The organism is Yinghuangia aomiensis, from assembly GCF_039542225.1.
GTDB classification, from domain to species: Bacteria; Actinomycetota; Actinomycetes; order Streptomycetales; family Streptomycetaceae; genus Yinghuangia; species Yinghuangia aomiensis.
This window is the reverse complement of the sequence record NZ_BAABHS010000001.1, coordinates 498,793-523,906: the sequence shown is the minus strand read 5'-3', so window position 1 is coordinate 523,906 and position 25,114 is coordinate 498,793. Positions and strand designations below refer to the sequence as shown.

Below are 25,114 nucleotides of genomic sequence, written 5' to 3'. Positions count from 1 at the left end.
ACCCACGCCGCCGAGCGGGCGGCACCCATGCCGCCCGCCCGGCCCCTTGAACTGGAGCGACCCATGAACCAGCCCCTCATCGACAGCGCCGAAACGACCGCCGCCGTGGTGGAAGCCTGGCTGATCACCCTTGTCGTGAACGGCCTCATCCAGGCCGCGTGGAAGACCGACGACGACGGCTGGATGATCCGACGCGACTACCCGAGCGAGCCCGAGCCGCTGCCGACCGGCGCCGATGCGCTCGCGTTCGTCGCCGAGTTCCAGCACGCCGTCGACCGCACCGTCGCCACCCGGACCGTCGCGTGACCGCCGCCGAAACGTACCCGTCGCGTGACGAAAGGCAGCCGAGCAGCTACGGCCCGCAGCGGAGCAAGCTATCTCGTTGGGATCCCGTCGGGATCCCAACGACGCTTGCCCACGCCCGGGGGTGCGCGGGAGACGGGTGCCCCGCTTCGGCCGGGGGGCCGCAGCAGGGGCCGGCGGAGGCGCCGGGAGGGGGAGATGCTGCCGCCGACGCGCGCGACTCCAGCAGCGCCAAGCGCCGTGTATGCGCACGTCTGACCGCCGCCGAGCATGCCGCTGTTGCTGCCGCTGCCGCGCGTCAGCAGCTGCGTCCCGCAGACTTCGCGCACCGCCTCCTCGTCGCCGCCGCCCACGCGCACACCACCCAGCCGCCCACCACGCCCGCAGCGCCGCGGCGGCGGCGCCAGTACCAGCCCGAGCACAGCCGCCACCGTGTGTGCGCCTACCTGCTGCCCGACCAGTTCGCCGCCGTCCGCGACGCCGCCGTGCACGCCGGTCTGACCCCGGCCGGATTCTCGGCGCGGCTGCTGGTCGCCGCCGCCCGGATCCACGACACGCATCCCGGACTCGGCGTCGCCCTGGTGACCGTGATGGCGGAGTCCGCGAACGACGAGGCCGTCGCGGAACTCGCGGCCTCGCGGACCGCACTCACGCGGGTCGGAACGAACCTCAACCAGGTCGCCCGCGTCCTCAACTCCGGACTCCTGGATCCCGGACTCCTCCCGGACGCGGACGCCACGCTCCGCGGACTCGACGCGCTCCGCAACCAACTGGCGTCCGCAATCGCATCCGTGGACTCCGCAGCTCTGCGGATCGCACGGCGGTGAACCGTGGTCCCGGACATCAGCAAAGGCGACCGCGTCCGCGGACTCCTGGAATACCTCTACGGTCCCGGACACCGCGACGAACACACCGACCCGCACATCGTGGCGTCCTGGGACGGCTTCACCCCCGACCCCGGACGCCACCCCGGCGTCACCCTCGACCAGGTCGCGGACGCCCTCGACCTCCACGTCGCGCAACGCCAACAAAGCGGACGCCGACTACCCAAGGGTCACGTGTGGCACTGCCCGGTCCGCACCGCCCCGGGCGACCGCACTCTCACGGACGACGAATGGGCCACGGTCGCACAACGCATCGTCCACGCGGTTGGTCTCGCCAACGAGGACGAACCGAACCGCTGTCGGTGGATCGCCGTCCGCCACGCCGAGGACCACATCCACATCGTCGTCACCCGCGTCCGTGCGAACCTGACCGTCGGCACCATCGACAACGACCGCCGCAAGGCCCAAGCCGAATGCCGGAAGATCGAGAAGGAGTTCGGACTACGGCAGCTCAACCCTGGCGACGGCACCGCCGCAAGACGCCCCAGCAGCGCCGAGCAGTTCAAAGCCGAACGCACCGGCACCGCACTCACCCCGCGCGAGGAACTCCACGCCGCTGTACGCCTGGCTGCCACCGGGGCTGCAACCGAACGCGAGTTCTTCGCCCGCCTGCATCGTGCGGGCCTGCTCGTCAAGCAGCGCACCGCCCCTTCCGGCGACATCATCGGATACGCGGTCGGCAAGCTCGGGGACCGCAACAAGGCCGGCGGCCAGGTCTGGTTCGCCGGGTCCACGCTCGCCGGCGACCTCTCACTCCCGAAGCTGCGCCGCCGCTTTGCCGACGCCGACCCCACCGTCCTCGACAGCTCAGCGGTCGGCACCGAGGACACGGCACACGGCACCACACGGCGCCCCGGCGGCCGCAGGCCGACTACACGGTCGTCCCGCGCCGGACGCGCCCGCCACGCGGCCGCCGACTCCCTCGACCAGGCCCACGACCTTCTCGACACCCCGGAACCCGAACCGGACTTCCTACCCGGCCCGGACAGGACCCGATCCGCTGCCTCCGACTCAGCACGCCGGCAACGGGCAGCCGCCGCGACGGCCGGCATCCACGAGGTCCTCGAAGCCCTCGCCGAAGGCCACCACGAACCACTCCTGCGCCAGCAACTCAAGGAAGCCGCCAGGACCTACGAACGCGCCGCCCGCTCCCAGATCCGCGCCGCCAACGCCGACCAACGCGCCCTACGCCGCGCCGCCCGCGACATCCTCAGCGCGGGGCCGGCCAGACCCGAGGACGGCGGTGCCCTCGGCACCGTCCTCGCCACCCTTGTCGTCGCCGTCATCGCCGCCGGTCGCTGGCACGCCGCCCAAGGCCACCGCCAGCAAGCCGCCGCAGCCCGCCAGGCTGCCGACCACCTTTGGAACGCCTACCGCCAGTCCGCCCCGGTCGCTCACCTCGCCGCCGCCGCGCGCAACCTCCCCGCCGACGCCCGACACCGGCACACCGCGGCCGCGCTCCGCGCCCTGCCCGACGCCCTGCACCACAAAATCAGCCCCACCGGCATGGATCTACTGACCGCCACGCTCGACCAGGCCGCACACGCCGGCCACGACCCGGACGCTCTCCTCCGCCAAGCGGTAAGCAGCCGCGAACTCCACACCGCCACCGACCCCGCCCACGTCACCGCCTGGCGCATCCGGCGCCTCGCCGAACTCCCCACCCCGAGTGCCCTGAACACAACCACCAAGCCGGCGCAGGGTCACTCCCGAGCGGCAGCGATCGGTCGCCCCGCCGCGCAAGCAGCGACCGATACGGACATCCGGCACCGCCCGTGACGGCCAACCGCCCACAACGAGCGACCCCATCGACAGAGCGGGCCGTCAAAAGGCGACGTACTCGGAGGTCTCAACGGCCGCGGTACACCTCGTGCATGCGCCGGTCGTAGTCCGCCGCTGACTCCATCCCCATGGCCGCGCGCCGTTCGTCGAGACGGTCAGGGTCGGCTGCTGGCCGGGGGCGCAGCCCGCCGTCGGCATCGTCGAGCTACTGCGTCCCATTCAGCTGGGGTCGCCTTCTCCGAATCAGCACCGGGCAGCAGGGGCCTAATGCTCGGCTTTTCGCGTTGACGGGTTGGGGCCTGCGTGTGGTGGAAGCACATTCGACCGCGCGGTGCGGCAACCAAGGTCATTCTCAGGGGCGTTCGGCGCTACAGTCGTCACGCAGGGTGGTGCGCGGGCGCGTTGTGCCGTGTCGCGGGAGACGCAGGGAATGTCCGAGACGGGGGAGGTTTGGCTGTGCAGGACCAACTCCTGGCAGGCCGCTACCGGTTGGTGCGGCAGCTCGGCGAGGGTGGGATGGGGGAGGTCTGGGAGGCGCAGGACGAGACGCTGGGTCGCTCCGTCGCGGTGAAACTGGTCTCCAAGCTCGCCGGCGGCGGACACCGCGGCGTTCAGGCGCGCGCCAGGTTCCTGCGTGAGGCACGGCTGACCGCCCGGCTCCAGCACCCCGGCATCGTGACGGTCCACGACCTCGGCGAGACCGGTGCCGGAGACGATCAGGTCCCCTTCCTGGTGATGGAGCTGGTCCACGGCGAGCCCCTGAACGACGTGCTGAGCCGGGGCGCCGTCGCCTTGCCGGACGCGGCCCGGTGGGGCGCACAGATCTCCGAAGCCCTCGCCGAGGCACACGGCGCTGGGATCATGCACCGGGACGTCAAGCCGTCCAACATCGTCGTCACGCCGTCCGGCACCGTAAAGGTCCTCGACTTCGGCGTCGCGCGAGCCGCCGACCACCACCCCACAGCGACCGCGGACCAGCTCACCCAGACCGGTTTCATCGTGGGCACCCCCGCCTACATGGCCCCCGAGCAGGCACGCGGCTTTCCGGAGCCACGCAGCGACCTGTACTCCCTCGGCTGCCTCCTCTTCGAGCTGATCACCGGTCAGCCGCCCTTCCAAGCCCCCGACACGATGGGCCACCTGTCCGCGCACCTCACCCAGGAACCGCCCGCGCCCAACTCGGTGTCCGCAGGCATCCCGCCCGCGTGGGACGACCTCGTGTTGACCCTGCTGAACAAAGACCCCGATCAGCGGTACCTGAACGCCACCGAGCTGGCTCGTGCGCTACGACGGCTCGACGCGGCTCCTTTGGGCCCGTTCTACATCTGGACGTTCGCCGGCAAGTGCCTGGACGTGTGGGGCGCCAGCACCGAGGACCACACGCGGATTGTCCAGTACGGGTGCCACGGGCGGGCGAACCAGCAGTTCACTCTCCACCCGCTCGGTCAAGGCCTTTATGAGATCAGGACGTTCGTCGGCAAGTGCCTGGATGTACATGGCGCCAGCACCAAGGACCGCACGCGGATCGTTCAATACACCAGGCACGGCGGGCCGAACCAGCGGTTCACCCTTCACCCGGTCGGCCGAGGGCTGTTCGAGATCAGGACGTTCGCCGGCAAGTGCCTGGATGTACAGGGCGCCAATCCCGACGACCACACGCCGATCAACCAGTACACCAGCCACGGCGGTCTGAACCAGCGCTTCCGTCTGGTCCTGGTCGGATCGGAAAACCTACCCGAACACCTCCGGCCCCACTGAGCGCGCCGGTGGGGCACGACCGAGCGCGTCGAACGTGTCCCGGGGCCGATGCCTCCTCGGCGAAGCGGCGTGAACCCCGCGCGACTTACCCCACCACCTCCCCGGAAGGCACGTTTTCAGGCGCACCGTCGGCGACTTCGTTCGGTCAACATGCACATCCGCGACCAACACGCGATTGGTCAGATAGGCGAGTTCGCGCTGCGCGGCGTCGCCGGCTGCAACGGCGGCTTCAAGGAGGGTGAGAACCTGCTTCTGGAACTGCGGTGCACGGTCAGCGTGCTGAGCCAGCAACCACGCACAATGCGCCCCTTCCGAGTTCTCCGCGTCCACCCGCGTCATCGCGTCGGCGTCGCCGGTCTCCATAGACGTTTCGCGTGCGGCTTGGTCCTCGGCTGCACGTCGAATGAGCTCCGCAGCGAGCACATCATCCACCTGGGCATCCAGACTGACCGCCCTTTCGGCGTCCTTCCCGCACATGGCCGACTCGGCATGCCGTCCTGAAACGGCACGGAGCCGTTTGAGTCGGAATTCCCCGCTCGCGGGTCCGGTCAACTCCCGTGCCGCTTAACCCAGCCGTAACCACCGCACATCAAATAGGAGAACCAGGTCGGCTGCTGCCTGGTGCTCGGGCCCGTCCGAGCATCGCGCCTGATTGCGGGATTCGGGGGCACCTCACGCTGCGGCACGGGGCGCTTGGAGTCGGTCATACCTGAAGTCCTCCAGCTGGCGAAGTCGTAGGCAGCCGGCGCCGCCAGCACCGGCTGCCCTGTCCAGCCCGGGCCGTGGGGGAAACCGAGCCTGCAAGCCCGATGCACGACGCAGAGCACCTGCTCCCGTTCTTGCTGCTCCAGCGTGACCGGCACCCAGGTACGAGATCCACCGGTGTGCACGAAGTTCTACGCGCCGTCCTTCCCGGGCACCCAACGAGGCCCCGGTTTTGCAGCGCCGAAACCGAAGTTCCATCCGCGGCCGAGCGCGTCCGCGGCCTGATCTGGCATGCGTCCTTGTGTGTTCGCAAAGGACTCGGGGACTGCCGGATTCCGCCTGGACTGTGTGCACCGCGGCGCGGCATGGTGTCCGTCCCCCCATCGTCGACAGCGAGGACCCGCCCATGCACGATGACCCGTTCGACCCCTCCGGCCCCGCCCAGGAGCCGTCGGAAGGCCGCGGTCCGGACCCGTCGCCCATCCCTCGCGCCGACGCACACCCTCATCCGCAGGACGTGCCCGAAGACTTCAACCCCGCGGCCGGCGCCCAGCTCACCGAGCACCCCGGCCCGCTCACCACCACCGACGGCACCCCGGTCGTCTGCCCCGGCTGTCACGCCCTGCGCGACTGGCTCCTCATCACCTACGCCAGCGACACCTGGATCCGCTGCCGCTGCGCCCACGAATGGACCCCGTCCACCCCCCTGGCCGCCCCCGACGACGAACCCGAACCGCCCGACCGCTACTGGGACACCCTCGACAGCGCCATCGTCAGCATGGGCTACGACGGACTCCTCGCCGGCAGCTACTTCAACTAGGGCGAACCAAGGCGCCCGTAGAGCACTCGTGCTTCACGGGCGATGCCTGGCCGCACTGCGCGCGAAGGCCGGCCGCGCAGTGCGGCGGCCGGGACCGCCGACCGGCCCCAACACCGTCCGTTCTTTGACCGAGCGGCCGCGCGCCTGACGGCCGTGTCTTCCGCGGCCGCGGGCCCGTCGCCGTTCCTCGAGGGTCGCCCGGATCACGTGACCTGGTCCGGCGCAGGCGTCGGCCCGCCTCGTCACGCGTGCGTCTGGTCGGGCGTGGGCGTGGGGTTGTGTCGTGGGGCAGCCGGCGGGGGCGGCGAGGTTGGTCGGGTTCGGCGTCGGTGAAGTCCCTGCGGCGGAGCCCTCCAGGCGGACCCAGAGTTCTTCGACCTGCCTGCGCAGGGCGTGGCCTGCGGTGGTGGACTCGACTGTTTCGGCCCGCCGCGCGGGGGACGGCTGCGATGCTGTGGCACGCCGCTGGTCCCGCGGCGTCGTGGGGTGGGGAAGGACACGCTCTTGTTCGACGACTGGAAGAAGCTGGAACAGGCGGTCGGCCGCCGGACCGTGGTGCGGTACGGCATGGTCGGGCTGCTCGGCATGGCCGCGGCCGCGTGCGGCTCGGGTGGGGGTAAGTCCGACAAGGCGGCCGACGGCTCGGCCGGGCCGAAGGGCGCGCCGCCGACGACGCTGGCCGGACACGCCGTCGACGCGTTCGTCCGCGGCACCTGGACGCTGGCCATCACACCGAAGCCGAACTACGACTACACCACGCTCACGGTGGGCGACGGCCGCTGGAGGATGACGACCCCACCGGACCCCGAGGAGGGGTACACCAAAGGGGAGATTCACGAGGAGTCCGGTACCTACTCGCTCGACGGGGGGTCGCTCACCGTCACCAAAGGCGGTCAATCGGACACGGACGTCCGCGCCACGGGCATCCCCGGGCAGGTCGCCGACTCTGCCAAGGCCACACTCACCTGGGTCTACAGGGACAAGGACACGTTCCCGGTGGAGGTCACCTGGGACGGCACGACCCTGACCGCCCGCAGACGCGCCACCGACCCCCGTGACGAGGACTTCGTCCTCAAGGCCACCCGGGCCTGACAACCGACGCGGCGCAGATCTCCGGCGCCTCGCCACCAAGGCATCACTGTCCGTCCTCCGCCTCCCCGTTCCCGGCGATACAGAAGGCGCTCGCACCGTGGTTTCGGTGCGAGCGCCCCTTCGCATGACCAAGTCGGTAGAGGGATGTGGCAGGGATCAGCGGCCGCGCGGCTTCGGCAGTTCTGCGCACGTCGGCGGTATGACGGTCGAAGGCCCGGAGGTCGGAGGTGGTGCGGCCGGCCGGGTCACGGTGATGCCGGGAAATGACTGTGCCCAGGCGGGCCGTCGTACGGGGGAAGGGTCGGTGACGGCGAGGTTCGCAGCGAGCAGCACCGAGGTGGGTACGTCGCGGGTGGCGTCGATGCACCAGGCGTTGCTCCAGGCGCTGCTTGCTTCGAGGCGCCACCGGTACGTCATCGGCCCGGCCAGGTGGCGGACCTCGGCCATGTCCATCTCGGTGAAGGCGGCGTATCCGTCCGGCGAGGCGATCCGGCGGGCGATGAACTTGGAGGCGTGGCCGGACTGGCCGGGTCCGTCCTCGCGCCAACCGGCCGCGCGCAGTGGCGCCGTCACGGCGTCGAAGTCGTGGAATCCGCGTTCGTGCTTGCCGATGGCGTGGGCGAGGGCTTCGACGAGTTCGTGGGGTGTCCGCTCGGTGCATTCGAGCTGCCAGGGCAGTTCGCGGGATGCCGCCCGGGGGGGCGGCTTGGAAGGTGTGGACGATCGGGTCGTCGCTGTCGTCGTATTCGTCGATGACGTACCCGTAGCGTGCGGTGAGGTCGGGGTTGATGGCGTACCGGGCGTAGCCGTGGGCGGGTTCGGCGGCGCGGGCCCAGTGGTAGGTGTCGGCGAGCAGCTCGTCGATGCGCGGGTTGGTAGGTGGTTCAGCGGCCAGGTAGAGAGGCCTTACGAGCACGCTGTCCGGCTCGGGAGCGCCGTCGGTGCGGGGAGAGGGTTCGGAGTGCGTGGCGGAGTCCTTCCAGTGTGGTCAGCAGCTGTTGCACAGCGGGGCGGGGCTGGGCGGCAGGCATGCTGCGGGCAGGGCTTGGGACCGGGGAGGTCCGGGTCAGCGACCGTGTGGGGCTGACGCAGCCGCCGTGCCTTTGGCCGTTCGCGCGGCGGGGCCGCTCACGTTGTGGTGTCGCGTGTGAGCGGCAGGCGAGTCGGGGGGCAAGTTCGGCCATCGCCTGGGTGCACGCGGCGATCACAGGGAGGGGTGTCGTGGCGTAGGCGAGCGCCTCCCACCGGAGGTCGGTGCCGGGGTCGGGGCCGGTCATGCGCCAGGTCCCGCGGTCGCCGAGCGACATCTCCCAGCCGTCACGCAGGTGCTCGACGCACATCGTCTGGCCGGGGTCGGTCACCGCCATGTGGAACAGGGATGCGCCCTTGTAGGCCTGGGGAGTGGAGTGAACCCGACGCTGCCAGCCGCGTTCGAGGACAGACACGGCCTTGTCGTAGAAACCCCCAGGAGAGAGGGATAGCTGCCAGCCGGAGGCGAGCGCTCCACCCGTGTACTCAATGCAGCCCAGGACCACGCGTACGGGCGTGGCGGGGCCGAACTCGACGACCCACGCGGGGCTGTCGACTGCGTCGGGGTCGAAGCCGCAGACGCTCCATACCGCGAACTCTCGCTCCCGCTCGCCTTCGTGGCCGAGGGCCAAGCCCACGGTCACACGCAGGCACGGGCTGGCAAAGAAGAACGTTCCGTCCTCCTCCGAGGCGTGCCACCGGTGGCGGGCGAGGGTCTCGATGACGGTGCGCACGCTGTCCACCGGGCGGTTGCCCTGGTGCAGTCCTGCGCGGTGGGCTGTTGCGGTCATGGCTGGGATTCCTTGTGGGGGGCGCGGCGAAGGCGCTCGCACCGCGGGGGGCGGGGTGCGAGCGCCGGTTCAACGGTGCGGCAGGGTTCGCCGTCAGGGGCGATGTCGAGGGGACTGCGCGTCCGTACGGGATGTGGGAGGTCCGGATGACGCAAGATGCGGGTGTTGCTCCGCAGGCCTGGGTCAGAACGCTTCGACGTCGGGGCGGGGGGCGGTGGTGAGGAGGGCGTGGACGAGTCCGGCGATGACTTCGGCGGGGACGTCGCGGTGGAAGGTCTGCTCCCAGCCGGGCAGGCCGTCGGCGGCCTCGACGCTCACGTGCCACACGTCCCCGGGGCGGGGGCGGGGGGATGCGGCGAGGTATCCGACGTAGACGCGGCCGTCGGGGGACGCGCAGTGCATGTCGGCGAGGTCGTCCAGGACGAGCGTCCAGCCGTCGACGACGAGGAGGTCGAACACCGGGTAGGGGGTGCCGGCGCCGCGGATCCACCGGTCGGTCGCGACGGGTGCGGCCGGTGCCGACGAGGCCGGGGCGCGTACGGCGGAGCAGGTCGCGCGGGCACGGGTTTCGACAGCAGACATCACGAACTCCCTTGGTCTGATTGGGGTTTCGTCGGTGACCTTGCCGACGTGAGTACGTTCCCATCGGTGGGCGGGAGGTATCCAGTCGTCGGTGTCTGCTGTGAGCGATCTTGGAATTCGGGCGCCTACCGTCGCCGTGGGGGTTGGCCGGCGGCGGGTGCGGCTGCTGGGACCGGGGGGCGGATGCTGTGGGGCGCGGCGGTGGCCGGATGGGTTCGCGCAGTGCGGTGGGCGGGAGCTTGTGGTGTGGTGATCGCGGGACCCGGGGTGGCGGCCCAGTCGGCGGGGAACGCGCGGACGAGGTGGGTGGGCAGGTCGAATGCTTCGCCGGCGCGGCGGCGGACCGGGGTCGGGTCGGTTGCGGCGCGGACGGCGGCGAGGCGGAGTGCGGCCGGGGCGTGTGCGGTGAGCATGAGCTGCCACATGTCGTCGCCGCGCAGGGCGGGGGCGAAGGTGTGCGGGTCGCCGGCGGCGAGTTCCCAGGCGTAGTGGCCGCCGCGCGCGGGCACAGGCCAGTCCTGGTGGGGGCGGTGGACGAGGCGTGCGTGTCCGGTCGGGTCGCGGAACGCCTGTCGGTCGTCCCCGGGCGGCACCGCAAGCGCGCTGGTCCAGCCGGCGGACTCCAGCACGGCCACGACGGTGTCCGCGCCGTGCTCCGGTTGTCGGTCTGGTCCGTGTGGGAGGGGTGGGGTCGCGGCGGAGCGGCCGGGGTTGCGGGGGTCGGCTTCGGGGAGTGTGCGCAGGGCGGCAGTGACGGCAGCGACGAGCTCGTCGGGAACCGTGCCGGTCATCGCGATCTCCCACTCGGGACGGCCGAGCGGTGTCGGTGCCCAGCTGGCGGTCCAGGTGAAATGGACGTCGTGGTCGGGGCGGTGGGTGAGGAGGAGCTGCCGGGAGGCGCTGGCGGTGTAGGTGCCGCCGTGGGGGTCGGACTCCCAGATCCACCCGGGTTCCAAGGCGAAGGCCTTGGCCAGCAGCGCGTGGTCGCGGGGACCGGCGAACAAGACCGGGGCGATGAGGAGTTCGCGTTCAGGCTGCTCTTCGAGCCAGTGTGCGAGGTCGTGGAGCTGCAACTCGGGTCCGTTCGGCGTGCGGGTGGTGCGTGGGTGGTTCAGCGGCGCGGAGCCGGGGTTGCGGCGGGGGCGGGCGGAAGCGGCGGACCTGAGGTCGGCGTGGGGAAGCGCCCCGGAGGGAGGGCGACCGCCGCCGCGGGCCCGCGCCTTGGCGGTGCGGGAAGCGCGGCGGCAGGCTCAACCGGTCGGACGGTCAGGTGGGCCAGGTGGCGGCGGGCGAGTGAGGCGCGGTTGCGGATCACGGGCGTGGGGTTGGTCAGTGCGCTGGTGAACGCGGCGATCAGGTGGGTGGGGGTGCCGGAGGTGAACGTCGCGGTCTCGACGATGCGCCCGCTGCCGACGTTCAGTTCCCAGGCGTACGGGCCTGCGCCCATCTCGCCGGCGTAGGTGAGGGCGCCGCGGTTGCAGACCAGTTCGGCTTGTCCGTCCGGTGAGCGGAACTGGGCCTGGTGGGTGTCGGCGGTGCTGTGCCAGCCGGCTTCGCCGAGGGGATACCAGCCGGGGGTGGCGCCGAACGGGGCGTACAGGAACGGTCTGCCTTCGGGGCCGTCGTGCTCGGCTGCCAGGTCGGCGGCGAGGGCGGTGGTGAAGGCGGCGACGGCTTCGGCGGGGATGCCATCGTCGAAGACGGCTTTCCACAGCGGCAGGTGCATCGGCATGCTGCCGGCGGCAACCACGACCTGCCACAGACCCAGGTCGTCGCCTTCGGGGAGGAACGCAGCGCGGATCCGGTGGCAGCGGCTGTGCATGAACACCTCACCGTCCGGACCGCGCAGCTGCGCGAACCCGGCGTCGGCGAGCGGCCGGATGACCATGTCGAGGTCGAGACCGGTCCCAGCGAGATAGCGCGGGGACACCAGCAGTTCCCGTAGCTCGTCCTCGCGGGCGTAGGCATCGAGTTGCTCCGCGGTCACCATCGGCCGCGCGCTGGGCCGTTGCCGGTTCCGAACGGGCCCACCGGGTGGGAGAAGGCGACCTGCGGCACGGCCGGCGCCTGCCGCGGGCCCGGTGCCCTCGCGGCAGTGGCAGGGACGGACCGCGGCGGTGTGGCCCGGGTGGGAACCGCTGCGGCCGAGGCAGCCCTGGCGGAGCCGGTGGTACGCGGTGCGGCGCCCTGCGCCTCGGCAGTGGCGGTGCGCGAGACAGGTCGCGTCGGCAGTGCAGCCGGTGTGGTGGTGCGGTGGTGGGCTGCGAACTCGGCAAGCCGGGACAGGACGGGTTCCAGGTCGTGTGCTGCGGGGCTGAGCTCGTACCGGCCGCGTTCGACGCGATCGAGGAGGCCGAGATGGTAGGCGTCATGGAGGTAGGACGCGTGCTCGGCTCGGGTGACGTGGGGGCGCAGGCCAGTCAGGTCGGCGGCGGCGGCCTGGCCCACGGCCTGTACGGCGGCGAGGGTGTCGATGGTGTTGACACCCATGATCTGGACGAAGCCGATCTCGGCGGCTTCGGCCAGCGGCAGGGTTTCGCCGGGGCAGACGTGGCGGCGCGCCCAGTCGGCGATGTCCTGGTGGATAGGCAGGGCCCTGCGTCCGGCGGTGGTGAGCCGGTAGATGCGGCCGCCTTCCGGGTTCGTGGGGCGCTCGATGAGGCTGGCCTTGGTCAGGCCTGTGAGGACGTGATGCTGGGAGCCGCTGGGTATGAAGGGCAGCGCAGCGATTACTTCCTTGCGCGGCATGCCCTGTTCGTTCTGGGCGAGAGTCTGCAGGACCCAGGTGCGCCAGCGCGGGGCCAGGAGGGCAAGGGCGTGCCCGACGTGCCGCACGACTGTGTCATTTGCGGCGGCGGTCGGTGTGGTGGAGAGGCGGTTCGAGACGGGCATGGAAGGCCTTTTGGGGATCGTGGTGCCCGTCGGATTGACGGACGGGGCTCGTGCGCGGGAGTAGGGGCGTCAGGCGACTGCCGGCCGTGGGACAGGCGCCAGGGCCATGGCGCGCGGCGGTGTGCCGGTGGTGGAGCGGTAGGCGGTGATCAGGCGGGCGAGCCAGGCGACGGCGGCGGATCGGTGCTCGGCAAGCACCGCCAGCTCCCGCCCGTCCTCGGCAGCACCGAAGGACTCGCGGAGGGCGGTGTCGTGGGCGAGGGCGTGGGTGTCGAGGTCACGAACCGCGACCAGGACACCAGCGAAGCGAGCGCCCCGGTCGGCGTGGAGCCGTCGGCGGCAGCGCACAGTTCGGCGATCGGATCGCGGGACCCGAGGAGCTCCCCCGCGAGCCGAGTACCGGCCCCTTGCACGCGCCGCCGCAGGCGGCGCTCCCCTTGTGCGAGTGGGGCGGTGGGGAGTTCCTTGGGTGTGACGGGCTGCCGGGATACGGCGTGCATGCGGTCTCCTAGCGGTGTGTTCGGGTGCGGGTCGGGTGGGCAGCAGGTGCGGCGGTCGCGGGTACGGCTCGGACGGCGCTGGCGGTCGGTGCGGTGCCAGGGCGGAGCCGGGCGGCGGCGGCAAGGGGGTTGATCCGTGCGTTGGCCTGTGCCGCGCGCAAGGTGCGCAGGCGTTCGGCGGCGGTGGTGTAGACGTCGCCGCGGGCGCGGGGGCCGACCGCGACCACGAGGACTCCGCGTGCGCCGAGATCACCGCTGCGGCGCGGTGTCTCGACGTAGACCAGACGCCAGTCCGCGTCGCCGAGGTACAGGCGGCGACAGCCGTTCAGTTCCTCCTGGCCCCGGTGTCCTTCCAAGGGGCGGCCGCGGACGCGGCCTCGGGCTACCTCGTACAGCACGTCCATGGCCTCGGCACGGACCTCTCGCGGGACGGAGTCCATGTCCGTGACGGCTTCGGGAAGCAGGTCGAAGCCGAAGTGCCGCACGCCGCCGACGCGGGTCATGCGGCCTCGGGGGCGGCCCAGAGTGTCGGTTCCGGCGGTGGGAGGAGGCGGTGGGCGTCGCTGCCTGCCCGGGTCGCGCAGGCGGCGAAAGGTCCATCGGGCGCTCGGAGTTGCAAGACGGCGTGGTCAAGGATGTCGCGGATCCAGACCGCCATCCCGGCCGGACCGGCCTCCTCGTCCAGGTGCTGGCCGTAAGCGAGCCACAACGCGTGCAGGCGCGCAACCGCTTCGGGGTGCTCAGGCCAGTACAAGCACCAGGGGCGCGTGGCGGTGACCTCGCGGGCGAACGTCGGCCGCAGGAAGTTGTCGACCCACCCGACCAGCCGCCCGAGTTCGGCAGTGTAGGCGTCGCCGTCGAGGGTGAGGATGAACGGTGCCCATCCGCCGCGCACGTCGGCGACGTCGGTGCCGGGCGGGCCGAAGCTGTCGCCCGGGTAAGTGGGCGGGGGCGGTGTCTGGTGGAGCAGCATCTCCTGGGTCCGGGTCAGTCCGAGCAGGGACCGGACCATGGCCTGAAGTTCCGCGGGGTCGTCGGGAAGGGGTTCCTCGTCGGCGAACGGGTCGGCGGTGCGCCGCCGGCGCTGCGGCAGGGCCGCCCACCGCCGGTCGGCGGTGACACCGGCATCGGCTGGTATTCCTGCGAAGGCTTCTTCCTGCGACGGGGGTTCGTCGTCGGGGAGGGCGGGGGTGGTGATGGCGGAGTCCTGGCGGGTCGGGCCCCCGGCCCGAGCAGGGCCGGGGGCGACGGGCATGGCGGGACACGCGCACGGCGGCGGGCGCCGGGCGCGGGATGGATCAGCGGGGTCAGACGGCGAGTTCGTACTGGGCGGCTTCGCGGAGGCGTTCCTCGGCGATGGCCGCGTACTCGGCGCTGGCCTCGATGCCGACGAAGCGGCGGCCTTCGATCAGCGCGGCGACGCCGGTGGATCCGGATCCGGCGAACGGGTCGAGGATGGTTCCGCCGGGCGGGCACAGCTGGACGAGTTCGCGCATCACCTCGACGGGCTTCTGGGTGATGTGGCGCCGCTCGGTGCCGCGCGGCTGCGAACCGACGAACAGCCCGGGCAGGTAGACCGGGTTGCGGTCGGCGTCAACGGGGCCCTTCGAGCCCCACACGACGAACTCGCAGGACTGCTTGAGGCGTCCCTTCTGCGGGCGGCAGGCGGGCTTGTGCCAGGCGGCAATGCCGCGCCACGTCCACCCGGCCATCTGCAACGCGTCGGTCATCGACGGGAGCTGGCGCCAGTCGATGAAGACCGCCGCCATACCGCCGGGCTTGGTGACGCGGTGGGCCTCGCGCAGGACTTCGGCCATCCAGCGGGTGTAGCTGCGCTGGTCTTTGTTCTCGTCGCCGAAGTCCGGGAGGCCGGATGTCTCGCTGGTGTACTTGGCGCGGGCGGTGCGGCCGGTCCGCTCCGCGGATGTTCGGCCCCCGGAGTTGTACGGGGGGTCGGTGACCACGGCGTCGACGGACGCGTTCGGTATCCCGGGCAGCATCGCGAGGGCGTCACCGTGGTGCACGGCATAGATCATGGGCAGTTCTCTCGGTCGCGGGCATGGACGGTCCCGTGCGGAAAGGCGCGGGAGATGCCGGACGGTAGGGGAACCCTGGTGCCGATTCCACCATTTCGTGAACTCCGGGCCGAAGAAGATTTTCCGCGGCCGGAGTTCACGAAATGGTGGAATCGGCACCGCGGATCTGCGAACTTCTTCCCGTCGTCGCTGCTCCAACGCCGAAACGGGGCTTTCTCCTCGGTGGTTGAGCGGCGTCCGGCCCGTCGTGCCCCGGCACGGCGGGCCGCTGTCCCCCCGCCTACGCACTGGAGTTACTGTCCTGCTCACGCACCGCCCCACCCCGCACGGCACCGCAGGCCGCACCCCGACACCGCCCGCCCCGGGCGCCCGCTACGTTTACCTGCGATGAAGCCGGTCCGCTGGCTTGCTGTCAGCGCGGCCTGCTCACCAGTGATCCTGATTGCGCCGGTCATCCTGGCGCTGTCCGGGACCGCCGCCGCCTCGTGCGCACGACCCGCCGGGTCCGCCGACATCGACGCGATCGCACAGAAGGTTCAGCAGATCCTCGCCGGCCAATCCGGCACCACCACTGTCGCAGGTCTCGACAATCCCGCCGAGCAACTCCCCAACGCCAAAATCATCGTCGTCACCGGTGACGCCCTGAAGATCCCCGCACGCGGCCAGACCGTCGCGCTGGCAGCCGCATTGCAGGAATCCGGGCTGCGGAATCTCGCCCACGGGGACCGTGATTCCCTCGGCCTTTTCCAGCAGCGCCCCAGCCAAGGCTGGGGAACTCCCGCGCAAATCCAGGACCCGGTCTTCGCGTCCACGTCCTTCTACCGGAGGCTGATCTCGCTGACCGGGTGGGAGAGCCTGCGGATCGGCCAGGCCGCCCAGGCCGTACAGCAGTCGGGGTATCCCGACGCCTACGACAAGTGGGTTCCTCTGGCCACCGCGCTCCAACAGGCCATCGCCCAGGCGTCCGCCCCCAGCACACCCCCGCCTTCGGCCAGTGCGCCGTCGACGGATCCCGCTTCACCCACCGCCCCGCCCGGGGCCACGGCGAGCCCCGCACCGTCCGCGCCGGCGCCGTCCACGATCGTCCGCGCCGGACTGGCGGGCTGCACGTCCGGCCCCGGCGGCGACGGCTCGGGCTTCGGCGAGATCCCTGCTGGCGCACTGCCCGACGGCTACACCATCCCCGCGGACGCGCCCGTGCAGGTCCGCACGGCGATCCGCTGGGCTCTCGGGCAGCTCGGCACCCCGTACCAGTGGGGCGGTACTTGCACCGATCCCCGCGGCCCGGACCCGATGGGCCGCTGCGACTGCTCCTCACTCACCCAGCGCGCGTACGCCGCCGCAGGCATCACCCTGACCCGCACCACCTACACCCAGGTCACCGAAGGCACCGCCGTCACCGTGGACCAACTCAAGCCCGGCGACCTGGTGTTCACCCGCCCCGGCAGCCAGGGGCCCGAGCACGTCGGCATGGTCATCGGCTCCGGCCTGATCGTCAACGCGCCCAAGACCGGCGACGTGGTGCGCATCGCCACCATCGCCGACTGGAAGAACGAGATCATCGCCTCCCGCCGCATCGTCCCCTGACCTGCGGCCGGCCCCGCAACACCCCCATCTCGCGCCGCCCGGCGCTCATCCAGGCATGCCCTCACCCACCCCGCCGTATCCGTTCTGTTCGTCCTTCCCGTTCCGGAGACCCGTTGCTGTCTGTCCCGCCCCAGCTCCTCACACCCCCCCTGTTCAACTCCCGCGACGGCCAGGTCCTCGCGTTCGACCCCGGCGTCACCCCGAAGGAAGGCGGCCTCCCCGGGCTTGCCGTCCTCAAGGACGTCGTCAACAGCATCAACCTGTTCGGCATCATCGCGGTCGTAGCCGCGCTGGCCGTCGCCGGCGTGATGTGGGCCTGGGGCTCCCACTCCGGCAACCACCAGGCCGAAGCCAACGGCAAGAAGGGCGTCATGATCTCCGCCGGCGCGGCCCTGCTCCTCGGCGGCGCCAATGGAATCGTCAGCTTCTTCTCCGCCATGGGCACCCGGATCTCCTGATGGCCCGTACCCGCCGCCGCGGTCTGCACGCCCGCCTGGAAGCCGCCGTCCGGCCACCCGAGCGCGGTCCCGCGAACCGCGTCCGGCTCGCGATCGGGGCTGGCACGCTCGCCTTGCTCACCATCCTTGCCGTCGTCGTCACCTGGCTCGCCCGCCCCGACGACACCACCAGCACGGCTGCCCCCGCTATGCCGACACCGCACAGCACCGCCACCGATCCGAGCGCTCCCGGCCATGCCGGGCCACCGAAGACCCGCGACGCGCTTGTCTACGCCAAGGCGTTCGCCGAGCAGTTGTGGTCCTACGACACCCGCATCGGCACCCAGTCCGGTCACCTATCCGCGCTGCTGGGCTGGCTCACCAGCGAGGCCGCGTACGCCGACCCGGCGAGCGTCACCGCGCAGATCCCCGACCCGGTCTTGTGGTCGCGGATGCGCGACGGTGGCCAGTACGCCACCGCGACGGTCACCGAGGCACACATCCCTGCCTCGTTCACCGCCGCACTCAACGCGAACCCCGACCGCATCGCCACCGCGTACGCCTACGCGGTCACGGTCACCGGCAAGCAGACCATCCGCTGGAACGGCACCGGCCCCGGCACCGCAGGATCCGGCGCGGAGTCCCGCGCGGTCACCCTCGCCGTCCAGTGCCGACCGGACCGCGACTGCGCCCTCGTCGGCGTGACGCCCGGCATCGCACCGTGACGCCCGTGCGTTCCGCTCTGCTTCGGCGCCCACGGCTCGCCGAACCCCTTTTGTCCCGCGCGGTCGTTCCAGCGCCCGCACTCGTGTCTTGGAGGTACCTCTCTTATGGGGGTGTGTGATGTACCCCTCGTCGACAAAGTTTGCGGCGTCGTCGGCGGGGTCGTGGAGGCGACCGGCCAGGCCATCACCGACGGCATCGGCGCGTGGATCGCCAAGTCGATGGGCGAACTCGCTGCTTCGTCCGCCGACCTGGCCGCCCGCGCCGTCGACACGACCACGGCCGTCGACCTGAACGCCTCGTGGTTCCGCAGCAACTACGAACTCCTCCTGCCCATCGGCCTGATCCTGATCGTCGCGACGTTCTGCGCCCAGCTGACACGTGCCGCAATCAGACGCGACGAGCAGGCGCTGTCACAAGCCGTGGCCGGGACCGTCGTCGGTGTCATGTTCCAGTTCGGCGCCATCGCGTTCACCTCGGTCGCGCTGACCGTCGTCGACGCGTTGTCCGCCGGGGTGTTCGCCGCGAGCGGCACCAACATCGAAGCCGCGGTCCGCCGCATCGTCCAAGTCTCCGCATTCGGAGCGATGTTCCCGCTCGGCTGGGCCGTGCCCGCCCTCGTCGCCCTCGTCTTGGCGATCTGCATGTTCATCTACTGGGGCGTGATGGTCTTCCGCAAGGTCGCCATCTTGATCCTGGTGACGCTCGCGGTCTTCGCGGGAGCGGGCGGCGGCTGGGAAGCCGCACGGCGCTGGCGCCGCGGCTGGGTCGAGGCCACCGCCACCCTCGTCGTCTCCAAGCTGTTGATGACGATCGTGTTCGCACTCGGTGTCGCAGCCATGGGCCAGAGCAACACCAGCGACGGGCTGTCCGCGCTGTCCGACGCGCTGGCCGGAGTCGTCGTGATGTGCCTGGTCCTGATGTGCCCGCTCATCACCTTCAAATTCGTACACTGGGCCGACGAATCCGCCAACGGCGCGGACCTGACCACCTCGGCCGGCGCGGGCGCCGCCACGGCCTACGGCGCCGCCAAGAAGACCGCAGGCAAGGCCAAGGCCATGATGGCGCGGCCGGCCGGAGGCGCCGCAGTCCCCGGCGCCTCGAACGGCATCGCCAACGGCATCCCCGCAGGACGCGCCCCGTTCGGCCCACCGCCCGCCGCCGACAGCGGCCGAAGCAGCGGTGGAACCAGCGGGGGCAAGGAAGCCGACGCGGCTGACGGCTCTGCCGAGTCCGGCCCGAAGACGGCCACGTTCGCGACCGACGCTGTCTCGAAACTCGCCGCCGCGGGCGCCGGCACCACCGACGCCGCATGGGAGAAGCCGGACACCTCCGGACACGACACCGCCACCCCACCGGGGGCAGCCACCTCCCCCACCGGCCCAGACAACGCCCCAGGCGGCGGCACGCTCACCACCGCACCGAGCACCCTCGCCGGGACCACGCCTCCTCCGGCCGGAGGCGCCACCCCCGCCGCTGCGGCACCGCCGCCGCGCAACATCCCCGCAACCGCCAACCTGGCAACCGCCGCTCCGGCAGGCGGGCCCGTTGCCCCTGCCGTCGCCGGCACCCGCACCGGCAGCGCAGGAACCCCGCGTTCCGGCGCGCCCGCAGGCCCGGCCACGGCACCGCCCACCGGAGGCTAGGCCCCGCCCTCGCGGCACCACCTCACCGGAACCTGAGCGGTAATGCGTTCCGCACCCACCCCGCCGTGCCCGGCGCGTGCCACTCCCGCGCCGGGCACGGCGCCACCCCCCGTACACACTCCGCGCGCCGCCCACGCCGCCCCTGACGTTTTGAGGACTCCGAACCTGTGACAGCCCCCGAACCCGCCGAACCGATGACCGTGCGGTTCCCGCACCGCTCACGGCGCGGCGTCCTGCTCGGCCTGACCTGGCCGCAGCTCGCGGTCGCCGCCACCGGCCTCCTACTCCTCCTCGCCACCATCATCACCTTCGGCGTCGTCACCGCACTCGAACTCACCCCGCTGTGGGCTGTGTTCGCGGCCGTGATCGGGATCCGCCGCCGCGGCCGGTCCCTCGCCGACTGGGCACCGATCGCCAGCCGCTACCTGCTGCGGCGCGTACGCGGGCAGCTGGTGTGGCTGGCCCGTCCCGCGAGCCGGGCCCGCCGCGAGGGCCTGCTCCATCTGCCCGGCACAGCCGCGTCCTTGCGCGTCGCCACTTCCCCCGACGGGCAGCTCGGGGCCGTTCACGACCCGCACCGCAATACCCTCACCGCCGTGCTCCGCGTCTCCTCCCGCGCGTACGCTCTCCTCGATCCGGCCGCGCAGGACGCGCACGTCCACGGATGGGGCCGCGTCCTCGCCTCCCTCGCCCGCACCGGGCACGTCGCCCGCGTGCAGGTCCTGGAACGGACCGTGCCGGACTCCGGCGACGCCCTCAACCGCTACTGGGCCGACCACGGCGACCCCGCCACCCCCGCCGCGGGCGTCTACACCGACCTCCTCGCCGCCGCCGGACCCGCCGCCGCCCCACACGAGGCGTACATCGCGCTCGCCCTCGACCTCAAAGCAGCACGGCGCCTGGTCGCCCAGGCCGGCGGCGGACTCGCCGGAGCGTTCGCCGTCCTGGGCCAACTGACCGCCGCGCTCACCGAGTCCGCCCGTCACGCCGGGCTCTCCCCGAACGGTTGGCTAGGCGCGCGGGAGATCGCTGCCGTCGTCCGCTCCGCCTACGATCCTGCCGCGCTGACCGCGCTCGACCGATGGTCCGCCGCCGGCCGAGCCGAAGCCGAACCCGCCGCCGCAGGGCCGGTCGTCGTGGTCGAGCAAGCCGACCGGATCCGCACCGACACCGCGCACCACGCCACCTACTGGATCGAGGACTGGCCGCGCACCGAGACCTACGCAGGATTCCTGCACACCATGATGTTCACCTCGGGCGTGCGCCGCACCCTCTCCCTCACCTACACCCCGCAGGGACTGGAGTCCGCGCTCCGCGACGTCCGCCGCCGCAAGGCCGCCGTCCTCGCCGACGCGTCCGAGCGCGCCCGTCGCGGGCAGGTCGAGCAGGAAGCCGACTCCGTCGAGTACGCCGACATCCGGACCCGCGAACGCGAACTGATCGCCGGACACGCCGACGTCGCGCTCACCGGCCTGATCGCCGTGTCCGCCGACACCGAGGACGAACTCAACGCGGCCTGCGCGCAGGTCGAGACCGCCGCCGTCGGCGCGCTCGTCGACCTGCGGCGCCTGAGCTGGCAGCAGGCCGAGGCCTACACCCGTGCCGCCCTCCCCCTCGCGCTCCCCTAGCCCGGCCCGTCCCGCATCTTCGTCCCTCTTCCCATCGCGCGGATCGCCCCGCCCCCTCCGAGAGCCGGTTCCCGCCCGCCCATGACCGACCCGCACAACACCGACTTCCTCGCCGTCGCCGGCACCGGCATCGACGCCGCACGCATCCTCACCCTCCCCGACCTGACCCCCGACCAGGCCCGCCCCGCTCTGGACTCCGTCCACGACGTCCTCGCCAAGGCACATCAGCTCCTCGACGAGCACAGCCGGCCGGCGGCCCCCGCGGTCCGCATCACCCCGGACTGTGGCCCGCACCTGGACGCCGGCGTCGTCTACCTATGGCTGTGCCTGAACGAGGTCCACAAGGCGTTCCACCACACCGCCCGCCCCGGCGACTGGTCCCCCGCAGCCGGCGGCGACCACCCGCTCCTCCGCGACCTCGCCGCCTGCCACCGCGGCCTGCCCCACGGTGACCCGGACCTGCGGATCTGCGCCCGCACCCACGAGATCGCCGCCCGCATGCGCCGCCGCACCACCCCCGCCGACCTGCGCACCCCGGCCACCGGCCTGATCCGCCACGCCCGCCCTGGCCAAGCGGGGGCCGCCGCATGAGCCTGCGACGCGCCACCGCCTCCCCGCTGTTCACCCCGGCCGCCGAAGACCGCGCCGCACGCAAGGCCGCACGCCACCAGCTCACCCGCGCCACCAGCCGCGCCCGCCGCGCCGCCCAAGCCCACACCCCCGCGGCAGTCGGCGACATGCATCCCGAACTCCGGCCGCAATACCCGGCCGTCGGGCGACCCGGCCCGGCCTCCGGCCGCGGCGGACACCTGAAACTCCCCGCACACCGCGTCACCACCGCCACCGCCTGCGGCGCCTACCCCTTCCTCGCCGAGGGAGGTCTCGGATCGGAGGGCATCTACGTCGGCCGCGACCTGCATGCCGAAGGCGCCTACTGCTTCGACCCATTCGCGCTCTACGGCAAGCTCGACGGCTTCACCAACCCCAACATCCTCCTCGCCGGAATCATCGGCATGGGCAAATCGGCCCTCGCGAAGTCCCTTGCCGTGCGCGCCACCTCGTTCCGCTACCGCGTCTACGTCCCGTGCGACCCAAAAGGCGAATGGTCCGCGGTATCTGCAGCAGTCGGCGGTACCACCATCGCGCTCGGCCCCGGGCTACCCGGACGCCTCAACCCCCTCGACGCGCCCGCCCGCCCCGACGGCGTCCCCGAGGACGACTGGGCCTCCGAAGTCCGCAAACGCCGCCTCCTGCTGCTCGGCTCCCTCGCCCGCACCGTCCTGCACCGCGACCTCGCCCCGATGGAGCACACCGCGCTCGACGTCGCCCTCGACCACGCGAACGCGGTCGCCATGGCCGAGCACCGCACCCCGCTGCTCCCCGACGTCGCGCGCGTCCTGGGCAACCCCCATGCCCTCGACGCCGCGTACGGCGACCCGGCCAGCCGCCTCGGCGCCGCCGCCGAAGACCTCGCCCACGCCCTGCGCCGCCTCATCGCCGGCGACTTGGGCGGCCTCTTCGACGCACCCAGCACAGCCGTGTTCGACCCGACCTCGCCGATGCTCACCATCGACCTGTCCCGGCTCGGCAGCTCCGGTGACGACACCGCACTCGTCCTAGCCATGACCTGCGCGTCCGCGTGGATGGAATCAGCCCTCGCCGACCCCACCGGAGGACGCCGCTGGGTCATCTACGACGAAGCCTGGCGCGTCATGCGGCACACCGCACTGCTCGAACGCATGCAGTCGCAATGGAAACTGTCCCGGGGGCTGGGCATCGCCAACCTGCTGGTCATCCACCGCCTGTCCGACCTGTTGTCCGCAGGCGACGCCGGATCCCGCGGCCGGGCCCTCGCCGAAGGCCTCCTCGCCGACTGCTCCACCCGCATCGTCTACCGCCAAGAAGCCGATCAACTCGCGGCTGCCGCAGGCCTGCTCGGTCTCACGGGCGTCGAGACCGAAGCCGTATCCGCCCTCACCAAGGGCCGCGGACTATGGCGCGTGGCCGGACGCAGCTTCGTCGTCCAACACATCCTCCACCCCGCCGAACTCCAAGTGTTCGACACCGACACCCGCATGCGCTGAAAGGCCGTCGGTCCCGCACAGGCCACGGCCAAGACCCCCAAGCCGCACGTCCCCCTCCCGCCTCGGTCCCTGGTCCGCGACGAGGCGGTCGGACGTGAAGCCGCCCATAGCCGACGAAGTCCCTGTCCTTGTCCGCTCCTTGGAGACCTACCCGTGTATCCCGACGTCATCGTGACGATGTCCACCGCCGAGTCCGCTCTGGTCACGGTCCTGCACCGCACCCCGGCGCTGGTCGAGCACCTAGGCCTGCACGGTGTCCGACTCGACGAGGCCCGCGGCAACGCGGTCATGCACACACCGAACCGCCCGGTGCAAGAACGGGCGTGCGTGCTGGTCGCCGCTCTGCGGATCGCCGGATTCGGCGTCGCCGCGCCGGCGTGCTTCACTCCAAGTCCTGAGCAGACCGAGCGGGCACGCCAGGCGGCGATGGTCCATGCCCTGAACGTCTCGCGTGCGGCGCTGAACGCGTGGGACAAGGTGTCCGACAACCTCTGCGGCGAGGACGGCCGACCGCTGGACGACGACGCCTACTGGCCGCGCCGCGCCGAGCTGGACCGCGTCGTGTGGGAGCAGTTCGCGTCTGTGTTCCTCGTGCACGGCGCGGTGATGCTGGAGCAGGGGCGCCGCGCCGCCGCCGGGATGACCGGCCAGGACAGCCGCGAAGCCGCACACTACCTCGGCGTGCTCGCCGCCGCGCTAGAGGAAGGCCGCCAGGTTCGTGCCGATGGCGAGCGGGCCCTGGCCGCACTGCTCGACACCGAAGGCCAGACCCGGGACGAGGCCGCATACGCGGATGCCGTCGCCGAACGCGACGCCGAGGGATGGCACGCCGCCAGCACGTGGATCAACCACGGCGATCTGCTGGCCTACCTCGCCTACCTCGGCACCCGCACCGCAACACCGGCTCCATCCCCAGCCATGCACCTGCCGCGCACCCCGCAGCCCGGTGCCGCCCGCACGATGTGACGTCCCCCTGATCGAGAAGGCACCCGTTCTGCACCCGTCCGTCTATGACCTGACCGTCCACGACTACCCGAACACCGGCGGCCCGTTCGTCCTCCTCGCCCCGCACACCGCCGACCCCACGTATGCGCCGCTGCACGAACTCGCCCGCGCCTACGGCCTGACCGACCACGCCTTGATCGGGCTGCGCGCGCCCGACCACGTCGCGGTCGAGCAAGCGCGCGACGCGGTGCGGTCGCTGCGGGACGCGGCCGCCCGCGCCGGCTACCGCGTCCACGGCACCCTCGCCGACGAACCCGTCCCTACCCGCGAACAAGAACGCCACCGATACGCGGTGGTCCGGCTTTCGGAACAGCACGGCGACCTCGCCGACTTCGCCCGTGCCATGGCCGGACATCTGCCCGGACGCTGGAACGTCAGCCTCCCGCCGATGGACACCTCGTTCCGGCAGATCGAGCTCACCGACCGCATTTGGGACGAGGGCCATCTGTATTGGCTGGCCGTCGAGTTCGCGGTCGACCGCGCCGCCGTCCTCACAGGGCCGCGAAGCACTGAGCTGATCGTCGTGCACCGCATCTACGGCAGGAAGCCGTTCATGGTCGGTGCGCTGATCCCGCCCAAGGCCGACCCCGAACTCGGTCCGCATGACGCACCGAACGGGGTGTCGGTCCCCCGCGATCCGGCGCGTGCCGCGGACCGTGTCGTCCGGCGGCTGCTGCCCGCGTACCGGCGCGCGGTCGCGCAGACCACCCCGGCCACAGCCCGCCCGCCCGCCACCGCCACGCCCGCCGCACCGGCCGTCACGTCGCCGGCAGTCCGTTCCCGCTGACCGGCCCTGTCTCCTTGTCCGATCCCCTGTGAGGAGAGCCCTC

26 protein-coding genes are annotated in these 25,114 nt (G+C 71.9%); 16 read left to right on the top strand and 10 right to left on the bottom strand.

Annotated features, from left to right (window positions below):
* Positions 1-63 precede the first annotated feature (63 nt).
* From ABEA93_RS02240 to ABEA93_RS02210, 7 genes are all read left to right on the top strand, one after another.
* A complete protein-coding gene (locus ABEA93_RS02240) occupies positions 64-306 on the top strand; it encodes a hypothetical protein (RefSeq protein WP_345673495.1) in 243 nt (80 codons plus the stop codon).
* Positions 303-1,130: a plasmid mobilization relaxosome protein MobC gene (mobC, locus tag ABEA93_RS02235; RefSeq protein WP_345673494.1), complete on the top strand. Its 828-nt coding sequence runs from the start codon at positions 303-305 to the stop codon at positions 1,128-1,130. The genes ABEA93_RS02240 and mobC overlap by 4 nt, the downstream gene beginning before the upstream one ends.
* Before the next feature lie 3 nt (positions 1,131-1,133).
* Complete coding sequence (locus ABEA93_RS02230) at positions 1,134-2,966, top strand: relaxase/mobilization nuclease domain-containing protein (protein ID WP_345673493.1); 1,833 nt, start codon at positions 1,134-1,136, stop codon at positions 2,964-2,966.
* 459 nt (positions 2,967-3,425) lie between these two features.
* Complete coding sequence (locus ABEA93_RS02225) at positions 3,426-4,727, top strand: serine/threonine protein kinase (RefSeq protein ID WP_345673492.1); 1,302 nt, start codon at positions 3,426-3,428, stop codon at positions 4,725-4,727.
* Between the two features lie 150 nt (positions 4,728-4,877).
* Positions 4,878-5,228, top strand: coding sequence for a hypothetical protein (locus ABEA93_RS02220; protein ID WP_345673491.1), 351 nt, complete (start codon positions 4,878-4,880; stop codon positions 5,226-5,228).
* A 610-nt stretch (positions 5,229-5,838) separates the two neighbouring features.
* Positions 5,839-6,252: a hypothetical protein gene (locus tag ABEA93_RS02215; protein WP_345673490.1), complete on the top strand. Its 414-nt coding sequence runs from the start codon at positions 5,839-5,841 to the stop codon at positions 6,250-6,252.
* A 504-nt stretch (positions 6,253-6,756) separates the two neighbouring features.
* Positions 6,757-7,344 (top strand): hypothetical protein, encoded by a 588-nt coding sequence (locus tag ABEA93_RS02210; RefSeq protein WP_345673489.1) that lies wholly within the window; start codon positions 6,757-6,759, stop codon positions 7,342-7,344.
* A gap of 156 nt (positions 7,345-7,500) precedes the next feature.
* On the opposite strand, the gene ABEA93_RS02205 is transcribed toward ABEA93_RS02210, so the two are convergent.
* The 10 genes from ABEA93_RS02205 to ABEA93_RS02160 form a co-directional block, all read right to left on the bottom strand.
* Positions 7,501-7,917 (bottom strand): hypothetical protein, encoded by a 417-nt coding sequence (locus ABEA93_RS02205; protein ID WP_345673488.1) that lies wholly within the window; start codon positions 7,915-7,917, stop codon positions 7,501-7,503.
* Between the two features lie 311 nt (positions 7,918-8,228).
* The gene (locus ABEA93_RS02200) at positions 8,229-9,164 is read right to left on the bottom strand and encodes a hypothetical protein (protein WP_345673487.1); all 936 of its coding nucleotides are present in this window, start codon (positions 9,162-9,164) and stop codon (positions 8,229-8,231) included.
* A 183-nt stretch (positions 9,165-9,347) separates the two neighbouring features.
* Positions 9,348-9,746 carry an SPDY domain-containing protein gene (locus tag ABEA93_RS02195; protein ID WP_345673486.1) on the bottom strand — a complete coding sequence of 133 codons (399 nt, stop codon included), beginning with the start codon at positions 9,744-9,746 and terminating at the stop codon, positions 9,348-9,350.
* A 125-nt stretch (positions 9,747-9,871) separates the two neighbouring features.
* A complete protein-coding gene (locus ABEA93_RS02190) occupies positions 9,872-10,819 on the bottom strand; it encodes a DUF317 domain-containing protein (protein ID WP_345673485.1) in 948 nt (315 codons plus the stop codon).
* Positions 10,820-10,857: 38 nt separating this feature from the next.
* A complete protein-coding gene (locus ABEA93_RS02185) occupies positions 10,858-11,736 on the bottom strand; it encodes an SPDY domain-containing protein (protein WP_345673484.1) in 879 nt (292 codons plus the stop codon).
* A complete protein-coding gene (locus tag ABEA93_RS02180; RefSeq protein WP_345673483.1) occupies positions 11,730-12,638 on the bottom strand; it encodes a winged helix-turn-helix transcriptional regulator in 909 nt (302 codons plus the stop codon). The genes ABEA93_RS02185 and ABEA93_RS02180 overlap by 7 nt, the downstream gene beginning before the upstream one ends.
* A 69-nt stretch (positions 12,639-12,707) precedes the next feature.
* Positions 12,708-12,986, bottom strand: coding sequence for a hypothetical protein (locus ABEA93_RS02175; RefSeq protein WP_345673482.1), 279 nt, complete (start codon positions 12,984-12,986; stop codon positions 12,708-12,710).
* A gap of 160 nt (positions 12,987-13,146) precedes the next feature.
* The gene (locus ABEA93_RS02170; protein WP_345673481.1) at positions 13,147-13,641 is read right to left on the bottom strand and encodes a type II toxin-antitoxin system RelE family toxin; all 495 of its coding nucleotides are present in this window, start codon (positions 13,639-13,641) and stop codon (positions 13,147-13,149) included.
* Complete coding sequence (locus ABEA93_RS02165; protein WP_345673480.1) at positions 13,638-14,393, bottom strand: DUF4913 domain-containing protein; 756 nt, start codon at positions 14,391-14,393, stop codon at positions 13,638-13,640. The genes ABEA93_RS02170 and ABEA93_RS02165 overlap by 4 nt, the downstream gene beginning before the upstream one ends.
* Before the next feature lie 52 nt (positions 14,394-14,445).
* Positions 14,446-15,174, bottom strand: coding sequence for a DNA-methyltransferase (locus ABEA93_RS02160; protein ID WP_345673479.1), 729 nt, complete (start codon positions 15,172-15,174; stop codon positions 14,446-14,448).
* Positions 15,175-15,561: 387 nt separating this feature from the next.
* On the opposite strand from ABEA93_RS02160, the gene ABEA93_RS02155 reads away from it, so the two are divergent.
* From ABEA93_RS02155 to ABEA93_RS02115, 9 genes are all read left to right on the top strand, one after another.
* Entirely contained in the window at positions 15,562-16,761 is a 1,200-nt protein-coding gene (locus ABEA93_RS02155; protein ID WP_345673477.1) for a C40 family peptidase, read from the top strand.
* Between the two features lie 116 nt (positions 16,762-16,877).
* Complete coding sequence (locus ABEA93_RS02150) at positions 16,878-17,219, top strand: DUF6112 family protein (protein ID WP_425584780.1); 342 nt, start codon at positions 16,878-16,880, stop codon at positions 17,217-17,219.
* Positions 17,219-17,923, top strand: coding sequence for a hypothetical protein (locus ABEA93_RS02145; protein WP_345673475.1), 705 nt, complete (start codon positions 17,219-17,221; stop codon positions 17,921-17,923). The genes ABEA93_RS02150 and ABEA93_RS02145 overlap by 1 nt, the downstream gene beginning before the upstream one ends.
* Before the next feature lie 105 nt (positions 17,924-18,028).
* Complete coding sequence (locus ABEA93_RS02140) at positions 18,029-19,567, top strand: SCO6881 family protein (RefSeq protein ID WP_345673474.1); 1,539 nt, start codon at positions 18,029-18,031, stop codon at positions 19,565-19,567.
* 194 nt (positions 19,568-19,761) lie between these two features.
* Complete coding sequence (locus ABEA93_RS02135) at positions 19,762-21,195, top strand: SCO6880 family protein (RefSeq protein WP_345673554.1); 1,434 nt, start codon at positions 19,762-19,764, stop codon at positions 21,193-21,195.
* A gap of 81 nt (positions 21,196-21,276) precedes the next feature.
* On the top strand, positions 21,277-21,786 hold the full coding sequence (locus ABEA93_RS02130; protein ID WP_345673473.1) for a DUF6238 family protein: 510 nt from the start codon (positions 21,277-21,279) through the stop codon (positions 21,784-21,786).
* On the top strand, positions 21,783-23,279 hold the full coding sequence (locus ABEA93_RS02125; protein WP_345673472.1) for an ATP-binding protein: 1,497 nt from the start codon (positions 21,783-21,785) through the stop codon (positions 23,277-23,279). Before ABEA93_RS02130 ends, ABEA93_RS02125 begins: the two co-directional genes overlap by 4 nt.
* A gap of 153 nt (positions 23,280-23,432) precedes the next feature.
* Positions 23,433-24,245, top strand: coding sequence for a hypothetical protein (locus ABEA93_RS02120; RefSeq protein WP_345673471.1), 813 nt, complete (start codon positions 23,433-23,435; stop codon positions 24,243-24,245).
* Positions 24,226-25,071 carry a hypothetical protein gene (locus tag ABEA93_RS02115; protein WP_345673470.1) on the top strand — a complete coding sequence of 282 codons (846 nt, stop codon included), beginning with the start codon at positions 24,226-24,228 and terminating at the stop codon, positions 25,069-25,071. The genes ABEA93_RS02120 and ABEA93_RS02115 overlap by 20 nt, the downstream gene beginning before the upstream one ends.
* The last annotated feature ends 43 nt before the right edge of the window (positions 25,072-25,114 follow it).